Origin of the sequence: Microbispora hainanensis (assembly GCF_006874475.1) — a bacterium.
GTDB classification, from domain to species: Bacteria; Actinomycetota; Actinomycetes; order Streptosporangiales; family Streptosporangiaceae; genus Microbispora; species Microbispora hainanensis.
Map to the genome: position 1 here is coordinate 1 of NZ_VIRM01000088.1, position 16,446 is coordinate 16,446.

Here is a 16,446-nt window from a genome sequence, read left to right on the forward strand (position 1 = left end):
TTCCCCCATCCCCGTCCTGGTGCGCGGGTCCACCAGGACGTACGCGATGTCGATGACGAAGTTGGCGATCAGCACGCCGACGACGATGAACAGGAAGGTGCCCTGCAGCAGGAAGAAGTCCTGGTTCTGGATGGCCTGGAGGATCAGGTGCCCCAGCCCCGGATAACTGAAGACGATTTCGGTGACCAGCGCGCCCGCCACGAGCACGCCGAGTTGCAGGGCCAGGCCGGTCACCTGGGGCAGGATCGCGTTCCTGAAGGCGTAGCGCCGCACCAGCCGCGCCGGAGCGCCGAGCGCCCGCAGGTAGTCGACGTAGTCCGCCTCCAGCTCATAGATGATCATGTTGCGCATGCCGATGGCCCAGCCGCCGAACGCGACCAGGAACAGCGAGGCGAACGGGAGGAACCAGTGCTCGGCGAGGCTGCCGACGAACGTCCACGACAGGGACGGCTGCAGGTCGAAGCCGTACGCCCCGGCGACCGGGAACACGCCCGCGACGATGCCGAGCGCCCAGGCCAGCAGGATCGCCAGCCACATGTACGGCGTGGCCGTCAGCACGTAGCCGACGGGCAGCACCGTGTTGTCGAGCCACTTGCGCCGCGCGGCGAACGCGCCGAACCGGTTGCCCGCGACCCAGCTGAGCAGGATGGACGGGATCAGCAGGCCCAGCGTGTACGGCACCGCCCGGACGATGACGTCGGACACCGGCGTCGGGAACAGCCAGATGCTGATGCCGAGGTCGCCCTTGAGCAGCGAGCCCCAGAAGTTGAGGTACTGCTGCCACAGCGGCAGGTCCAAGCCGAACATCGCGGTGTAGTGCGTCCACATGGCCTCGACGGCCGCAGGCTGGGCGACGTTGGCCCGCGAGAGCATGCTCGACACGGGGTCGCCCGGCATGAACCGCGGGATCATCCAGTTGATGGTCACGGCCACGAAGAACGTCAGGCCGTAGATGAGAAGTTTTCTGCCGAAATAGCGGCGCAATTCGACCTCCCGGTCGCGGAACGGCGCCCCCCTCCCCTACGCAGGAGTGGAAGGGGGGCGCGGGAAGATCAGCCTCCGGAGGCCGGCTGGAGCTCGGTGAGCATGAGCGTGCCGCCCATCTCCAGCCAGTTGCGCCACACGGTCGGCGGGTACTTCGGCGCGTTCGACGCGCTGCTGGGCCAGTTCTTCCAGGTCGAGCCGGTGGTCTGGGACCACAGGCCGTTGTACCAGAGCGGGACGACCGGCATGTCCTCAAGCTGGATCTTCTGCAGCTCCGAGGTGATCTTCTTCATGCCCTCGACGTCCTCGGGCTTGACCTGGTCGAGCTGCTGCGTGAGCTCCCACGCCCGCTTGTTCTCGTACCGGCCGTAGTTCGTCGTGCTCTGCAGCTTCTGCACCGGCAGCCGGAACAGGTAGTCGTAGTACAGCCAGGGGGTGTTCGCGAGCTGCTTGTCGTTGTTCAGGACAAGGTCGAACTTGCCCTGGTTGCGCACGTCGACGAGCGCGTTGTAGTCCGGGAAGTCGGCCTCGATGTCGATGCCGGCGGCCTTGGCGCTGGAGCTGATGACCCGGGCCGCCTCCATCCAGTCGGTCCACCCGGCGGGCACGATCAGCTTCAGCGAGATCTTGGCGCCGCTCGGCGACTCCACCAGCCCGTCGCCGTTGCGGTCCTTGTAGCCGGCGTCGGCGAGCAGCTGCTTGGCCTTGTCGGGGTTGTAGGAGAAGCCGAGCGTCGAGGTGACGTTCTTGTCGACGTACTTGTCCCACTGCGGCAGCAGGCCGGACGGGTCGGACGCCTTGACCAGGTTGCCGTAGACACCCTCGACGATCTTCTTGGTGTCGATGGCGTAGGCGACCGCCTTGCGGAACTCCTTGTCGTCCATCGGCTTCTTCGCGGTGTTGAACCACATCCAGGTGGTGTTCGCCGGCAGCATGTACGGCGCCTGGTCGTAGAAGGTCTTGATGCCGAAGTCGCCCTTCACCAGGTTGGCGATGCCGGGCAGGAAGTTGTTGCTGAGGTCGAGGCCCTTCTGCAGCAGCAGGCCCATCGCGACCTCGTTGCTGGAGTTGACGATGTCGACGATGTACTTGGGCTTGACGTCCTTGTTCAGCGCCTTCGTGGCCCACCAGCCGTCGCGCTTGACCCAGACCATGCGGTCCTGGTCGTGCGACTGGTAGGCGTACGGGCCGGTGCCGACGGGCTTCTCGTTGACCCCGTTCATCACCTCGTCCTCGGACCGCCCCTCCCACAGGTGCTTGGGGACGATGGCCCGGCTGTAGAGGTGGTTGGCCCACTCCTGGTGGTTCGCCGTGGCGAAGGTGAACGTGATCGTGTAGTCGTCGACCTTCTCGGCGCTCTTCATCCAGTCCCAGAGCGGGTGGTAGGGGACGGTCTCCATCTTGCCGAGCTCGAACGTGAAGATCACGTCGTCGGCGGTGAACGGCTTGCCGTCCGACCACGTGATGCCCTTGCGCAGCTTGAGCGTGTACTCCAGCTCTCCGGTCCAGTCGCCGCTCTCGGCCAGCCACGGCGTGAACTTGTCGGTGTTGGGGTCGTACATGAACAGCGTCTCGTAGACCAGGCCCTTGGTGCCGGTGGCGAAGTCCCATTCGCGCAGCGGGTTCCAGTTGGCGGGCGGCCCCCACTGGGTGCCGCTGGTGTAGAGGGTCTCGTTGCGGGGGAACGCCCCGCCGCCGCCGCCCGCGGGCGCGGCCTCGCCGCCGGCCGCCGGGCCGGTCGGCGTGGACGACCCTCCGCCGCCCGAGCACGCCGCGCTTAACAGGCCGGCCGCCAGCACCGGTATCAGAAACCGCGTTCGGTTTCGCATGGTGACTCTCCTTCCCCCACGCGACACCGCGCGGGGTCCGCAATCCCTGCCAGGCCCCGATGATCTGCGGTCCGCACCGCTCGCCTCGCTGCGCCGTAGGTGCTGAACCGGATAAGTACCGAGACCGTAAAATCCCGATGTCGCCGGTGTCAATAGGGGAAGATGTAGGCAAAGTAACGGTAGTAAGGTGAGGGTCACTGGACCGGTTCAGCCGAGGGGACACGTGAGAAGACCGACCATCGCGGACATCGCACGGCAGGCGGGAGTCTCCAAGGGCGCGGTCTCGTACGCCCTGAACGGCCAGCCGGGGGTGTCGGAAGCCACCAGGGCCCGCATCCTGGCCATCGCGAACGAGATCGGCTGGCGCCCGAACATCGCGGCCAGGGCGCTCAACGGCGCCCGCGCGCACGCCGTGGGCCTCGCCCTGTGCCGGCCCGCCCGGTTCCTCGGCGTCGAGCCGTTCTTCATGGAGCTGATCAGCGGCATCGAGGCGGAGCTGTCCGCCCGCTCCTACGCGCTGCTGCTCCAGGTGGTCGGCGACCACGAGGCCGAGATGGGCGTCTACCGCCGCTGGTGGGGAGAGGGCCGCGTGGACGGCGCGATCCTCGTCGACCTCCACCTCGACGACTCCCGCGTGCCGCAGGTGGAGGAGATGGGCATGCCCGTCGTCGTCCTCGGGCACCCCTCCGCCGCCGGATCGCTCGTGTCGGTCTGGGCCGACGACCGCGCGGCCGTACGCGAGACGGTGGAATATCTCGTCGCGCTCGGGCACCGGCGGATCGCCCGCGTCGCCGGGCTGCCCCGGCTGTCGCACACGGCGATCCGCGACCGGGCGTTCGGCGAGGTCTGCGCGGACCTCGGGCTGGACGCCTGCCCGATCGTGCACACCGACTACACGGGCGAGGAGGGCGCGCGGGCCACCCGGCGGCTGCTCAGCTCGCCCGAGCGGCCCACGGCGATCGTCTTCGACAACGACATCATGGCCGTGGCCGGGCTGTCGGTCGCCCAGGAGATGCGGCTCGACGTGCCGGCCGACCTCTCCATCGTCGCCTGGGACGACTCCCCGCTCTGCCAGGTCGTCCGTCCGCCGCTGACCGTGCTCACCCGCGACATCCCGGCGTACGGCGCGCACGCGGCGCAGCGGCTGCTCGCGCTGATCGACGGCGTCGAGGCGAAACCCCTGGAGGACGAGGCGCCGCGCCTGACCACCCGCGGCAGCACGGCGCCACCCGCCTAGCCTCCGACACGGAGGTTGTCGGGTTCTAAAGGTGACGTTCAGGGGAGATCGCTACACTTGCCCCGTTTGCCGCTACTGGCTCTCGACCTGGTGAGAAACGCCTGGTCCGACCCTCAGGAGCACGACAGTGGGTCACGTCGACGTCCGTCCCGCGCCCCCGGCGGAGGACCTCCCGGCGCCGCCGCCACGGACGCCGCCCAAATGGCGGCCATGGCTATGGGTCACGCTGTCGGGAGCGCTGGGCGTGCTCACCGGCGCCGCCACCTTCGCCGTCGGCGGGTACGTCAAGCTGAGCGGCAACGTCAAGCACGAGACGGTGACCCAGAAGGACCTCGGGGGCAAGGCCCGCCCGCAGAAGATCAGCAAGGCGCTCAACGTGCTGATCGTGGGCTCGGACCAGCGCAACGGCGCGAACGCCAAATATGGCAAGTTCCCCGGCGAGCGCACCGACACGATCATCGTGGCGCACATCTCCCCGAACCGGGACGGCGCGGTGCTGATCAGCTTCCCGCGCGACTCACTCGTCCGCCTCCCCGCCTGCCCGGCCAGGGGCAACCTGCCGGGTCAGCGGCCGCACATCGGGATGATCAACGAATCGTTCAACTCCGGTGGCATCGCCTGCACCTGGAAGACGATCGAGGGCCTCACCGACATTCACATCGACCACTTCGTGAAGGTGGACTTCACCGGCTTCAAGGCGATGGTGAACGCGCTCGGCGGCGTGCAGGTCTGCCTGCCGCAGGCCGTCCACGACACGAAGGCGCTGCTCGACCTGCCCGCCGGCAGGCAGACCCTGAAGGGCGAGCAGGCGCTCGGATACGTCCGCGCCCGCTACTCGCTCGGCGACGGCTCCGACATCGGCCGCATCCAGCGCCAGCAGATGTTCCTCGCCTCGATGGCCAAGAAGGCCATGAGCGGCGAGACGCTGACCAACCCCACGACGCTGTTCGGGTTCCTCGACGCGGTGACCAAGTCGATCACCACCGACCCCGACCTCACGATCGGCGTGATGAAGGACCTCGCGATGAGCGCGAAGGGCCTGACCGCCGGGCAGATCCGCTTCGTCACCACCCCCTGGCGCTACTCGATCACCAACCCCGGACGGGTGGAGTGGGTGCAGCCGCAGGCCCAGCGGCTGTTCAAGATGGTCGCCGCCGACCAGATCGCCAAGAACGTCAAGAGCGGCGAGCAGAAGATCCCCAAGTCGCAGATCCACATCCTGGTGCGCAACGGCAGCGGGCAGCAGGGGCTCGGCACGCAGGTGGCCGCCGAGCTGGAGCAGCGCGGCTACCACATCGTCAAGGTCGAGCAGGCGCCCAGGCCGTACGCCAAGACCGTCGTCGCGTACTCCTCGAACGGCGAGAGCCGCGCGTCCCGGCTGTTCCGGGAGCTCAAGAAGTCGCGGTCGCGCCTGGTGCGCACGGGCACCACGCAGACCCTCATCCTCGGGATCGGGGCCGACTGGCAGGGGATGAAGCCCCCCAGGACGCTCGACGACGTGGAGGGCTTCGACGCTACTCAGGACAGCTGCACGGCCAGCTGACCAGCCGTGCCTGACTCCTAACCGAAGAGCCAGCCGAACAGGCCGCCGCCCCGGCCGCCCGACGACTGCTGCGTGGGAGCCGGCGCCGGCTGCTCGGTGGCCGGGTCGGTGGCGGGAGCCGTGTCGGCCCCGGTGTCCGTCCCCGAGGTCTGCTCGTCCGACCGGTCGCCCGCCGACGACCGGTCATTGGTGTCGACCGCCACCCGTGACCGCGACGGGCGCGGGGTGTCGTCGCCCCGGGAGCCGGGGTCCTGCGCGCGGGACCGCGACGCGTTGGTGGGCGCGGACGAGGCCGTGGGCGCCGAGGTTTCGGACGTCGCGGGCCGCGTGCGGGTGGGCGCCGACGTGGGGCCGTCGGTCGGCACCGCGTCGGTCGGCTCGTCGGTCGGCTCGTCGACGGGCTCGTCGGTAGGCACCGCGTCGGACTCCCCGGCCGCGGCGTCATCGGCGGCCGGCGAGGCCGGGGCCGTCGCGGCCGTGCCCGCCTTGGCGGCGCAGTCCGTGCCGCCCGCGCACTCGTCCCCGGAGCCGACCCACAGCGCCAGCGCCCAGATCACGCCCAGAGCGCCGACGGCGATCAGACCTCCGCGCAGCAGCAGCCCGCCGCGCCGCGGACGCTCGTCGTCGTCATCCTCGTCCGGGGCGTTGCGCCAGCCGGAGCCGAGGAAACCGCGGGGGTCGGTGTCACCGTCGCCCGCGTACTCCCTGCCGCCCGCATACTCGGTGCCGCCCGCATACTCGCTGCCGCCCGCGTACTCGGTGCGCCCGTACTCCTCGCCGCCCGCGTACTCGCTGCCGTACTCCTCGCCGCCGTACTCCTCACCGCCCACCGGCTCCTCGTCGGACCGGAACCGTGGGATGCGTCCGGCGGCGTAGTCATCCTGGTCGGCGTGGTCGGCGGGGGTCTGGGCGGGCTGGTCAGGCCGCCAGTCCTCCGACAACACGTCGCCCTGTTCGCCCGGCGCGCCGCCGAGCACGTGTTCGTCCTGCTCCTCGGACCAGAACCGGTCTCCCTCCCCGCCGTACTGGCCTTCCCCCGGGATATACGGCCGGATGTAGGAGCCGTCCTGCTCGTAGGCGTCCTCGGTGACCGGGTCGCGCATGAAGGTCCTTCCTCAGTGAACTTTTGGGTCGTGTCCCAATAGCGAACGTTCCTAGCACTGGTCGACACGTCCTGTCTGGAAATTTCACAACAATCACTGGAGACAGATTTGTCACAGCCGTAACAACCCGAGCAAACCCATCGGACTTGACGGGATTGCTGGAACGGTCTTTAATATCGACTAATCCGACTGACTTGGTAGGAATCTCCGGAATAGAGGACAGGCATGAGAGTGCGCAGGCTCGGGGCCATCGCAGCCGCCGTCGTGGCGACGACCACCCTGGTCACCGCCTGCGGGGGAGACGACAACGCCGGCGGGGGCGACGGCGGAGGCAAGGTGCAGTTGGCGCTGGTCGCCTACTCCACCCCGCAGGCGGCGTTCGAGGACGTCATCAAGGCGTTCCAGCAGACGCCCGAGGGCAAGAACATCACCTTCACCCAGTCGTACGGCGCGTCCGGCGACCAGAGCCGCGCCGTGGCGAACGGCCTCAAGGCGGACATCGTCGAGTTCTCTCTGGAGACCGACATCACCCGGCTCGTGAAGGCCGGCATCGTCGCGGAGGACTGGAACTCCGGCCCCACCAAGGGGATCCTCACCGACTCCGTCGTCGTCATCGGCACCCGCAAGGGCAACCCGAAGGGCCTCAAGACCTGGGACGACCTCGTCAAGCCGGGGGTCGAGGTGCTCACCCCCAACCCCTTCACCTCCGGCGCCGCGCGCTGGAACCTCCTCGCGGGCTACGGCGCCAAGTCGAACAAGGGCGCCGACCAGGCGGCCGGGATCGCCTACCTCGACGCGCTGCTCAAGAACGTGCCGGTCCAGGACGACAGCGGCCGCAAGGCGCTGCAGACCTTCGCCGGCGGCAAGGGCGACGCGCTCCTCACGTACGAGAACGAGGCCATCTTCGCCCAGCAGAACGGCCAGGAGCTGGACTACACCATCCCGGACGCGACGCTCCTCATCGAGAACCCGGTGGCCGTGACGAAGACCAGCGCCCACCCCAAGGAGGCCCAGGCCTTCCTGAAGTACCTCTACACCACCGAAGCCCAGACGATCTTCGCGAAGAACGGCTACCGCCCGGTGATCGACGGTGTCACCGGCTTCAACTGGGTGACACCGCCGCAGTTGTTCACGATCCAGGACCTCGGCGGCTGGGACAAGATCACGTCTGAGTTCTTCGACTCGAAGACCGGCAAGGTCGCGGAGATCGAGCGCAAGCTCGGCGTGGCCACCGAGAAGTAAGTGACGCGAGAAGTGACCGCGATCACCGTACGACCTGCCCGGCGCCTGGCCGGCGGCACCGCCGCCGGCCTCGGCGTCGCGGTCATCTACCTGAGCCTGATCGTGCTGATTCCGCTGGCCGCCGTCGTCTGGCGCTCGGCCGACCAGGGGCCCGGGTATTTCTGGCGCTCCGTCACCACCCCCGACGCCTGGGCGGCGCTCACCCTGACCATCGGCGCCTCCGCGCTCGTCGCCCTGATCAACCTGGTCATGGGCACGGCGATCGCCTGGGTGCTGGTCCGCGACCGCTTCCCCGGCCGTCGGGTGCTCGACACGATCATCGACCTGCCGTTCGCGCTGCCGACCATCGTCGCCGGTCTCGTCCTGCTCGCGTTGTACGGCCCGCAGTCCCCCCTCGGGATCAACCTCGCCTACAGCAGGGCCGGAGTGGTGCTGGCGCTGATGTTCGTCACCCTGCCGTTCGTCGTCCGTACGGTGCAGCCGGTGCTGCTGGAGCTCGACACGGAGATGGAGCAGGCGGCGGCCTCTCTCGGCGCGGGGCCGTTCCAGACCTTCCGCCGGGTCATCCTGCCGAACCTGGTCCCCGCGATGCTGTCCGGCACCGCACTCGCCTTCACCCGGGCGATCTCCGAGTTCGGCTCGACCGTGCTCATCTCGGGCAACCTGCCGTTCAAGACACAGGTGGCGGCGGTGAACATCTTCAGCCAGATCGAGGGCGACAACACGACCGGCGCGGCCGCGATCTCGACGGTCCTGCTCGTGGTGGCCCTGGTCGCGCTGGTCTCCCTCGACGTCCTGCAACGCTGGGGGAGGCGCCGTGGCTAAGCACGCCCTGCGCCTGGTCGCCGTCGCCTACGTCCTGTTCCTGCTGGTCCTGCCCGTGATCCTGATCATCTGGCGGACGTTCGGCGACGGCCTGGCGCCGTTCGTCGAGGCCCTGACCTCCCCGTCGGCCCTGCACGCGTTCAAGGTCACGCTGACGGTCGCCGGATGGGCGGTCGTGGCCAACACGGTCTTCGGGGTCGTCACCGCGATCCTGCTCGTCCGGCACCAGTTCCCCGGTAAGCAGCTGCTGGGGGCGTTCATCGACCTGCCGATGGCCGTCTCGCCGGTCGTCGTCGGGCTCGCGCTCATCCTCGTGTACGGCCGGTTCGCCCCCTTCGGCGGCCTGCTGGAGAGCTGGGGGATCCAGGTGATCTTCTCCACCCCCGGCATGGTGCTGGCCACGGTGTTCGTGGCGCTGCCCCTCGTCGTACGGGCCATCGTGCCGGTCCTGGAGGAGCTCGGCGACGAGCAGGAGCAGGCCGCGCACACGCTGGGGGCGAGCCGCCTCCAGACGTTCGTCCGCATCACGCTCCCCGGCATCCGCTGGGCCCTCGGCTACGGCATCGTGCTCTGCCTGGCCCGTTCGCTCGGCGAGTACGGCGCGGTCGCGGTGGTCTCCGGCCGCCTCGTGGACCAGACCCAGACGCTGACGCTGTTCGTGGAGGAGCGGTTCCAGAACTTCGACCAGCCGGCCGCGTTCGCCGCCGCCACGGCCCTCGCCCTGATCGCCGTGGTCACCCTGCTGCTCACCAAGCTCCTGCGCCCGAAGGATCGCATCGATGGCAATTGAGGTACGCGACGTGAACAAGTCGTTCGGGACGACGCCCGTCCTGCACGACGTGTCGCTCGACGTCGCCGCGGGGTCGCTCACCGCCCTGCTCGGCCCGAGCGGCGGAGGGAAGTCGACGCTGCTGCGCGTGATCGCCGGCCTGGAGCGGCCCGACACCGGCACGGTGCGGATCTCCGGCGTCGACGCCACCCGGCTGTCCCCGCAGCGGCGCAACGTCGGCTTCGTGTTCCAGCACTACGCCGCCTTCAAGCACCTCACGGTCTTCCGCAATGTGGCCTTCGGTCTGGAGATCCGCAAGCGGCCCAAGGCCGAGATCCGCAAGCGCGTCATGGAGCTGCTGGAGCTCGTCCACCTGGAGAAACTGGCCGACCGCTACCCCTCACAGCTGTCGGGGGGCCAGCGCCAGCGCATGGCCCTGGCCCGGGCCCTCGCTGTGGAGCCCCAGGTGCTGCTGCTGGACGAACCGTTCGGCGCGCTCGACGCGCAGGTGCGCAAGGAACTGCGGACATGGCTGCGCCGGCTGCACGACGAGGTCCACGTCACCACCGTGTTCGTCACCCACGACCAGGAGGAGGCCATCGAGGTCGCCGACACGATCGTGGTGCTGGCCGGGGGCGAGGTCGTGCAGGCCGGCAGCCCCGGCGAGGTGTACGACAACCCGGCCAACCCGTTCGTGATGCGCTTCCTGGGCCCGGTCACCGAGATCGGCGGCAGCCTGGTGCGCCCGCACGACATCGAGATCAGCCCCGGCCCCGTCGAAGGCGGCTCGCCCGCCGTGGTCTCCCGCGTCGTACGGCTCGGCTTCGAGGTGCGCGTGGAGGTGAAGGTCGGCGGGCACGACGCCTGGGTCCAGGTCACGCGGGAGCAGGCCGACCGGCTCGGTCTCGGGCCGGGCGACACCATCCATCTGCGGCCCGTCCCCGGCGCCCGGTCCCTGGCCCTCGCGCTGTGACTGTGAGAAATGCGGCTTTCCGTTAGGACCCAATACGCCCTGCGCGCCGCCGCCGAACTGGCCGCGGCGGCGCCGGGGCCGGTCCCGGCCGAGCGGATCGCGGCCGCGCAGCGCATTCCGCGGCGGTTTCTCGACAACATCCTGCTGCAGATGCGGCGGGCCGGCCTCATCCACAGCCAGCGCGGGCCCGACGGCGGCTACTGGCTGGCCCGGCCCGCCGAGCAGATCACGCTCGCCGACGTCGTCCTCATCATGGAGGGGGCGCCCCCGGACAGCGAGGGGTTCCACGGGGTCGCCGAGCCCCTCGGCGACGTCTGGACGGCACTGCGCGACCACGAACAGGCGACGCTCACCGAGGTCACGCTCGCCCACATCGCGGCCGGTTCACTTCCACCCCTCTGATCCCGATAGTTGTGGAAGACTCCACATTCAGGTGGAACGTGCCGGGGCGTAGAGGCAGGCGGGATGGGTACTGCTGGGCAGCTCATCGTCAGGCGATACCGGCTGGTCCGCGCCCTCGGTCACGGCCGCTCCGGGCTGGTGTGGGAGGGCAGCGACACGCTGCTCGACCGGCCCGTCGCGATCCGCGAGGTCCTGCTGCCCCCGAGCCTGAGCGAGACCGCACGGTTGCGGCTCGTCCAGCGGATCTCCCGTGAGGCCCGCCAGGCCGGACGGCTGCGTCACCCCCACATCGCCGCCGTCTATGACGTGGCCGACGAGGACGGCGCCCTCTATGTCGTGACGGAGCTGGTCCCGTCGCGCTCGCTCGACGGGGTGGTCTCCGGCGACGGGCCGCTGCCCCCGGCCGAGGCCGCGCGGATCGCCCGCACGGTGCTGTCCGCGCTCACCCACGCCCACGCCGCCGGCGTACGGCACGGCGACGTCCGGCCCGCCAACGTGCTCCTCGCACACGACGGACGCGTGGTGCTCGCCGATTTCGGCGTGTCGGTGCCCGGCTCTGCCGCCGACTCTGCCGCCGGCTCTTCGGCCGACTCTGCCGCCGGTCGTGGCGCCGGTCGTGGCGCCGGTCGTGGCGCCGGTCGTGGCGCCGAGGCGTACCTCGCCCCGGAACGGGCCGCGGGCGGGCCGCCCACGGTCGCCGCCGACCTGTGGTCGCTGGGCGCCACCCTCCACACGGCCGTCACGGGCAGGCCGCCCGTACAGGGACAGCCGGAGGAGGTGCCCGGGGAGCTGCGCGCGGTGCTCGCCGGGCTGCTGGCCCGGGAGCCCAGGCGGCGGATCGACGCGGAGACCGCCGACCGCCTGCTCGCCGAGATCGAGCCGCCCGCTCCGCCTCGGCCCGTACGCCGGGGCCGTGCGCGTCTTGTCACGGGGATCGCGGCGGCCGTGCTCGTCGTCTGCGCGGTGGGGGGCTGGGCCGTCGGAGGGTGGGCGGGGCTGCGGCCCGGCAAGGCCACCCCGGCCGGGGCGGCCGCCTCCCCCGCCGCGTCGGTCTCCGTCTCCCCGTCGGTCTCCCCCTCGGCCTCGGCGCCGGCGTCGGTGCCGGCCACTGGGCAGCCCGCGCCGCGGCTGAAGCTGAAGTGGCACACGTCCGACGCCGGTTGGCGGGCCGGTGTGCCCCGCGGCTGGAGCCGCGAGGACGGGCCCTACTCGATCTCCTGGCGCTCGCGTGACGGCGGGGCGGTGTTCACGGTCGAGGTGACCGCGCAGCAGGGCACCGATCCCCTGGCAGCGCTCGGCGAGGCGGAGGAGATTCTCCGTCCGGACGCCAAGACCTATCGCAAACTGCGGCTACGCACCGTGAACGGCGAGCACGGCCCTTCCGCCGACTGGGAGTTCACCTGGACCCCACGCAAGGCGTCGGCGCGGGACCACCTGGCCAAGGGAGTGGAGTATCACCAGTATCGCCGCGTGATCTCCACGGCCACGGCGACGAGCGTGCTCACCTGGACCACCCCCGCCGCCGGCTGGGACGCCCTGCGGCCCACGCTCGTCAGAGTGCTCGCGCTCTTCCAGCCGCCGTCGGCCACGCCGTCGCCGACCACGCCCTCGCCGACCACGCCGTCGCCGACCGCGGCCTGAAATCCACCCGCACGCTCCGCCGTGTGTGTCATGATGACGCACAGTGAAAGTGACAACGGTTTTCATTTCTGATCGGGGGCCATGATGCGGGTGGCGTTCGTCGGCAAGGGCGGAAGCGGCAAGACCACGTTGTCGTCGCTGTTCGCGAGGTACGCGACGCGGAGAGGGCCGGTCGTCGCGATCGACGCCGACATCAACCAGCACCTCGGCCTGGTCCTGGGTGTGGACCCGGCCGAGCACCCTCCGCCGCTGGGCGGGATGCTGACCGAGATCAAGGACTACCTGCGCGGTGACAATCCGCTGATCCGCGGCGCGGCGTCCATGGTGAAGACCACCCCGCCCGGGCGCGGCTCGCGACTGGTCCGGCTGGGAGACCCGTTCTTCCCCTCCTGCTCCGCCGAGGGCGTCTCGCTCATGGTCACCGGCCCCTTTGAGGAGGACGACCTCGGCGTCGCCTGCTACCACTCGAAGCTGGGCGCGGTGGAGCTCTATCTCAACCACCTGGTCGACGGCCACGGCGAGTACGTCGTGGTGGACATGACCGCGGGGGCCGACTCCTTCGCCTCCGGGCTGTTCACCCGTTTCGACCTCATCTTCCTGGTGGCGGAGCCGACGCGTCAGGGGGTGAGCGTCTACCGGCAATACCGCGACCACGCTGCGGGGTTCGACGTCGCGATCGCCGTACTGGGCAACAAGGTCCACTCGCCGGAGGATGTCGACTTCCTCCGCGAGCACGTCGGCGACGACCTGCTGACCTGGTTCGGCCACTCCCCCGCCGTCCGCGGCATGGAGCAGGGCCGGCCCTTCACGCTCGACGACCTGGAGCCCGCCGCCCACCTGGCCCTCGCCACCATGCTCGACCGGCTCGACGCGCAGCCCAAGGACTGGCCGAAGTTCGGCAGGCAGGCGGCGGAGTTCCACATCAGGAACGCCCGCGCGTGGGCCGACCGCGCCACCGGAGAGGACCTGGCCGCGCAGATCGACCCCGGCTTCGTGTACGGCCCCGCCGTCGCCGCCTCATGAACGTGTCGCCTCCGCGCCAGATGGAGGACCACGGTGTTCGATCTACCGTCAACTGCGTCCCCGCTCTCTGAGCAGACGCCGAGAGGAGAACAGCTCATGTCGCTGTCCGTGTCCAACGACCTGCTCGACCAGGCCCGTGCCGGTGAGGTGGACGACGCGGCGTTCGTCGCCTGCGTCCGCGACTCGCTGCCGTACGCCTGGGCGACGATCACCGCGCTGGTGGAGCGGCGGGACCGGTCCGGCGCCGACTTCGCCGACAACCAGGTGCCGCCGCCCGACGAGACCGCTCGCGGTCAGTTGCTGCGCTGCCTGGCCAGCGACGCGATGCGCGGCGCCCTCGAAAGGCACTTCGGCGTACGGCTGGCCTTCCAGAACTGCCACCGCGTCGCGGTCTTCCGCCCGGACGCCACCGAGGCATACCGGGAGTTCGTCACTCCCCGCGCCCAGATCCTGAACCAGAGCCCCGAACTGGTCGACTGCTGATCCTGCTGATCACCTCTGGCCCGGGGGCGGCGCTCCGGTTCACGCCGCCCCCGGGCCTCGCTCTCGGACGACTTGTTCTCGCACGGCTCCCTCTCGCACGGTTCCCTCTCGCACGGCTCCCTCTCGCACGGCTCTCTCCCGCACGGCTGGAAGCACCTCGGCGCCGAGGCGTGCGATGTTCTCCAGCGTCCGCGCGTGGTCTCCGGCGCCCTCGACCATCAGGATGAGATGCCGCAGCCCGGTCCGCGCGGCCGTGGTCGCGATCTTCTCAACACAGTGCTCCGCCGAGCCCACCGGATGGATCCGGCACAGCAGGTCCACATACTCCGGGATGTTCCGTCGCGGCGGCGGCCGGCCGTCCACGGGCACGTAGCCGGCCAGCCCCGGCTCGAGCCAGCGCGGCAGCGACTCCCGCATCTCCCGTACGGCCTGCTCGGTGGTGTCCGCCACGTAGCCGAGCGCGGCGCCGACGTGCGCCGCCGGGCCCGTCGCTTCCGCCCGGCAGGCGGCGTACGTGTCGTAGGAGGCGATCATCTCCGCCTTCTCCTCGTCGCCGATGTGCATGCCGAGCAGCATGGGCAGTCCCCGTTCCGCGGCGAGCCGGACCGTGCCGTCCGACGTGCAGGCGACGACCGGCGACATCCGGGCCTGCGGGACCATCGAGACCTCCCTGAACCGGAAGAACTCGCCGTCCGCCGCCACCCGCCCGCCGTTCAGTGCCGTGCACAGCAGGTCGAGCGATTCCGGGAAACCCCGCTCGAACCTCGTCACACCGGTCCCGAAGACCTCCAGCTCCAGCCACGGCCCGCCACGCCCCACACCGAGCCGGAACCTGCCGTCCGACACATGGTGGAGAATCGCCGCCTGCTCCGCCAGCGCGACCGGATGCTGCGCCGACAGCACGCTGACCGCCGTCCCCACCGTGATCCGCGAGGTCCGGCCCAGCGCCACGGCCGCCAGCGTCACCGCCGACGGGCACACGCCGTACGACATGAAGTGGTGCTCGGCGATCCAGGCATCGTCGAACCCGGCCCGTTCGGCGGCCTCGATCGCCTCCGTCGTGCCGCGCAGCACGTCCCCCGGCGCCATGCCCGGGAAGCCCGCCGCGACCAGGAAGACGCCGATCCTCATGCTGGCGGGCGCGGCCCTACCGGGGGCCACCGTTGACGTAGAGGGTCTGGCCGGTGACGTACGACGCGTCGTCGGAGGCGAAGAACGCCACCACGGACGCGATCTCGGTCGGCTGGCCGACCCGCCGCAACGGCACGGCCTGCGCCATCGTGGCCTGGTGCTCCTCCGGCGTCACTCCCAGCCGCACGGCCGTCGCCTCGGTCATCGGCGTCGCGACGTACCCCGGCGCGACGGCGTTCACCCGGATGCCGAACGGGCCCAGCTCGAGCGCCATGGTCGCGGTGAGCCCCTGGATGCCCGCCTTGGCCGCCGAATAGTTGGCCTGGCCCCGGTTTCCCAGCGCGGACCGGCTCGACATGTTGACGATCGCTCCCGACCGCTGCTCCACCATGTGCTTCTGGACGGCCCGGCTCATGAGGAAGACGCTCTTGAGGTTCACGTCGACGACCTTGTCCCAGTCTTCCTCCGACATGCGGAACAGCAGGTTGTCGCGGGTCAGCCCGGCATTGTTCACCAGCACGTCGATCTGCCCGAACTCGGCCATCACCCCCGGCACCAGCGCCTCGACCTGAGCACTGTCGGAGACGTCGCAGCCGAACGCCACCGCCCTGCCCCCGGTCACGATGATCTCGTCCACGATCGAGGCGCACCGGTCCGCAGTGAGGTCCACGCAGGCCACCGCCGCCCCCTCCGCGGCCAGCCGTCGTGCGATCGCCGCGCCGATACCCCGCGCCGCGCCGGTGACCACCGCGAACTTCCCCGTGAACCGTGACATGCCAGCCTCCTCACCCCGATTCGATCACAGCGACTCACTCCGCGTCACTCTCCCGGCCGTGTCACAGAGCAGCCGGCAGGCGTCCAAAGCAGCCGACGAGCGACGCAGAGCAGCCGGCGAGCGTCGCCGAAACAGCAGACAGGCGTCACAGAACACCGGGCGGACCGCCGCCCGCCTACGCCGCTCGCCTCACTCGCGTAGTCGCCGGGCTGTTCCCATCCGGTGGTAGGTGAAGGCCCAGCGGTCGGGGCCTTCTTTGCGGCGGGTGTAGCGCTCGGGGTGCTGGTAGCGGTCGCGGTTGTGGAACTGGCAGGCCGGACCCAGCAGCTTCAGGTCGGTCAGCCCGCCGCTGCTCCAGTTGTCGGCGTGGTCGATCTGGCACATGGTCGCCGGAAGCGGGCAGCCGTCGATCCAGCAGGTGGCATACCGGGCGAACACCGCCCTGCGCTGGGCGGGGGTGGCCAGGCGGACCTTGCGGCCCATGTC

16 protein-coding genes are annotated in these 16,446 nt (G+C 70.2%); 10 read left to right on the forward strand and 6 right to left on the reverse strand.

Annotation, left to right across the window (positions count from 1 at the left end; genetic code table 11):
* A partial coding sequence (locus FLX08_RS38610; RefSeq protein WP_142625217.1) for an ABC transporter permease occupies positions 1-984 on the reverse strand: 984 nt, incomplete at its 3' end.
* Positions 985-1,052: 68 nt separating this feature from the next.
* Positions 1,053-2,813, reverse strand: a complete 1,761-nt coding sequence (locus FLX08_RS38615; RefSeq protein ID WP_142625218.1) for an ABC transporter substrate-binding protein — start codon at positions 2,811-2,813, stop codon at positions 1,053-1,055.
* 223 nt (positions 2,814-3,036) lie between these two features.
* Between FLX08_RS38615 and FLX08_RS38620 the strand changes: the two genes are divergently transcribed.
* Complete coding sequence (locus FLX08_RS38620) at positions 3,037-4,050, forward strand: LacI family DNA-binding transcriptional regulator (RefSeq protein ID WP_142625219.1); 1,014 nt, start codon at positions 3,037-3,039, stop codon at positions 4,048-4,050.
* A gap of 127 nt (positions 4,051-4,177) precedes the next feature.
* Positions 4,178-5,593, forward strand: a complete 1,416-nt coding sequence (locus tag FLX08_RS38625; RefSeq protein ID WP_142625220.1) for an LCP family protein — start codon at positions 4,178-4,180, stop codon at positions 5,591-5,593.
* A gap of 17 nt (positions 5,594-5,610) precedes the next feature.
* Here FLX08_RS38625 and FLX08_RS38630 read toward each other — a convergent pair whose 3' ends face one another.
* A complete protein-coding gene (locus FLX08_RS38630; RefSeq protein ID WP_142625221.1) occupies positions 5,611-6,696 on the reverse strand; it encodes a hypothetical protein in 1,086 nt (361 codons plus the stop codon).
* 225 nt (positions 6,697-6,921) lie between these two features.
* Between FLX08_RS38630 and FLX08_RS38635 the strand changes: the two genes are divergently transcribed.
* From FLX08_RS38635 to FLX08_RS38670, 8 genes are all read left to right on the forward strand, one after another.
* On the forward strand, positions 6,922-7,938 hold the full coding sequence (locus FLX08_RS38635; protein ID WP_142625222.1) for a sulfate ABC transporter substrate-binding protein: 1,017 nt from the start codon (positions 6,922-6,924) through the stop codon (positions 7,936-7,938).
* Positions 7,939-8,763, forward strand: a complete 825-nt coding sequence (gene cysT / locus FLX08_RS38640) for a sulfate ABC transporter permease subunit CysT (protein ID WP_208761949.1) — start codon at positions 7,939-7,941, stop codon at positions 8,761-8,763.
* Complete coding sequence (locus FLX08_RS38645; protein WP_142625223.1) at positions 8,756-9,553, forward strand: sulfate ABC transporter permease subunit; 798 nt, start codon at positions 8,756-8,758, stop codon at positions 9,551-9,553. Before cysT ends, FLX08_RS38645 begins: the two co-directional genes overlap by 8 nt.
* Positions 9,543-10,505: a sulfate/molybdate ABC transporter ATP-binding protein gene (locus FLX08_RS38650; RefSeq protein ID WP_142625224.1), complete on the forward strand. Its 963-nt coding sequence runs from the start codon at positions 9,543-9,545 to the stop codon at positions 10,503-10,505. Before FLX08_RS38645 ends, FLX08_RS38650 begins: the two co-directional genes overlap by 11 nt.
* 9 nt (positions 10,506-10,514) lie before the next feature.
* Positions 10,515-10,907, forward strand: coding sequence for an RrF2 family transcriptional regulator (locus FLX08_RS38655; RefSeq protein ID WP_142625225.1), 393 nt, complete (start codon positions 10,515-10,517; stop codon positions 10,905-10,907).
* A 63-nt stretch (positions 10,908-10,970) separates the two neighbouring features.
* Positions 10,971-12,548, forward strand: coding sequence for a serine/threonine-protein kinase (locus FLX08_RS38660; protein WP_142625226.1), 1,578 nt, complete (start codon positions 10,971-10,973; stop codon positions 12,546-12,548).
* 84 nt (positions 12,549-12,632) lie between these two features.
* Complete coding sequence (locus tag FLX08_RS38665) at positions 12,633-13,571, forward strand: ATP-binding protein (RefSeq protein ID WP_142625231.1); 939 nt, start codon at positions 12,633-12,635, stop codon at positions 13,569-13,571.
* Positions 13,572-13,667: 96 nt separating this feature from the next.
* Positions 13,668-14,054 carry an SCO5389 family protein gene (locus FLX08_RS38670; protein WP_142625227.1) on the forward strand — a complete coding sequence of 129 codons (387 nt, stop codon included), beginning with the start codon at positions 13,668-13,670 and terminating at the stop codon, positions 14,052-14,054.
* A gap of 39 nt (positions 14,055-14,093) precedes the next feature.
* Here FLX08_RS38670 and FLX08_RS38675 read toward each other — a convergent pair whose 3' ends face one another.
* The 3 genes from FLX08_RS38675 to FLX08_RS41055 all read right to left on the reverse strand — a co-directional run.
* Complete coding sequence (locus FLX08_RS38675) at positions 14,094-15,185, reverse strand: LLM class flavin-dependent oxidoreductase (RefSeq protein WP_142625228.1); 1,092 nt, start codon at positions 15,183-15,185, stop codon at positions 14,094-14,096.
* 16 nt (positions 15,186-15,201) lie between these two features.
* Positions 15,202-15,960: a glucose 1-dehydrogenase gene (locus FLX08_RS38680; protein WP_142625229.1), complete on the reverse strand. Its 759-nt coding sequence runs from the start codon at positions 15,958-15,960 to the stop codon at positions 15,202-15,204.
* A 189-nt stretch (positions 15,961-16,149) separates the two neighbouring features.
* Positions 16,150-16,446: HNH endonuclease signature motif containing protein (locus tag FLX08_RS41055; RefSeq protein ID WP_167530749.1), on the reverse strand; the 297-nt coding region annotated here is incomplete at its 5' end.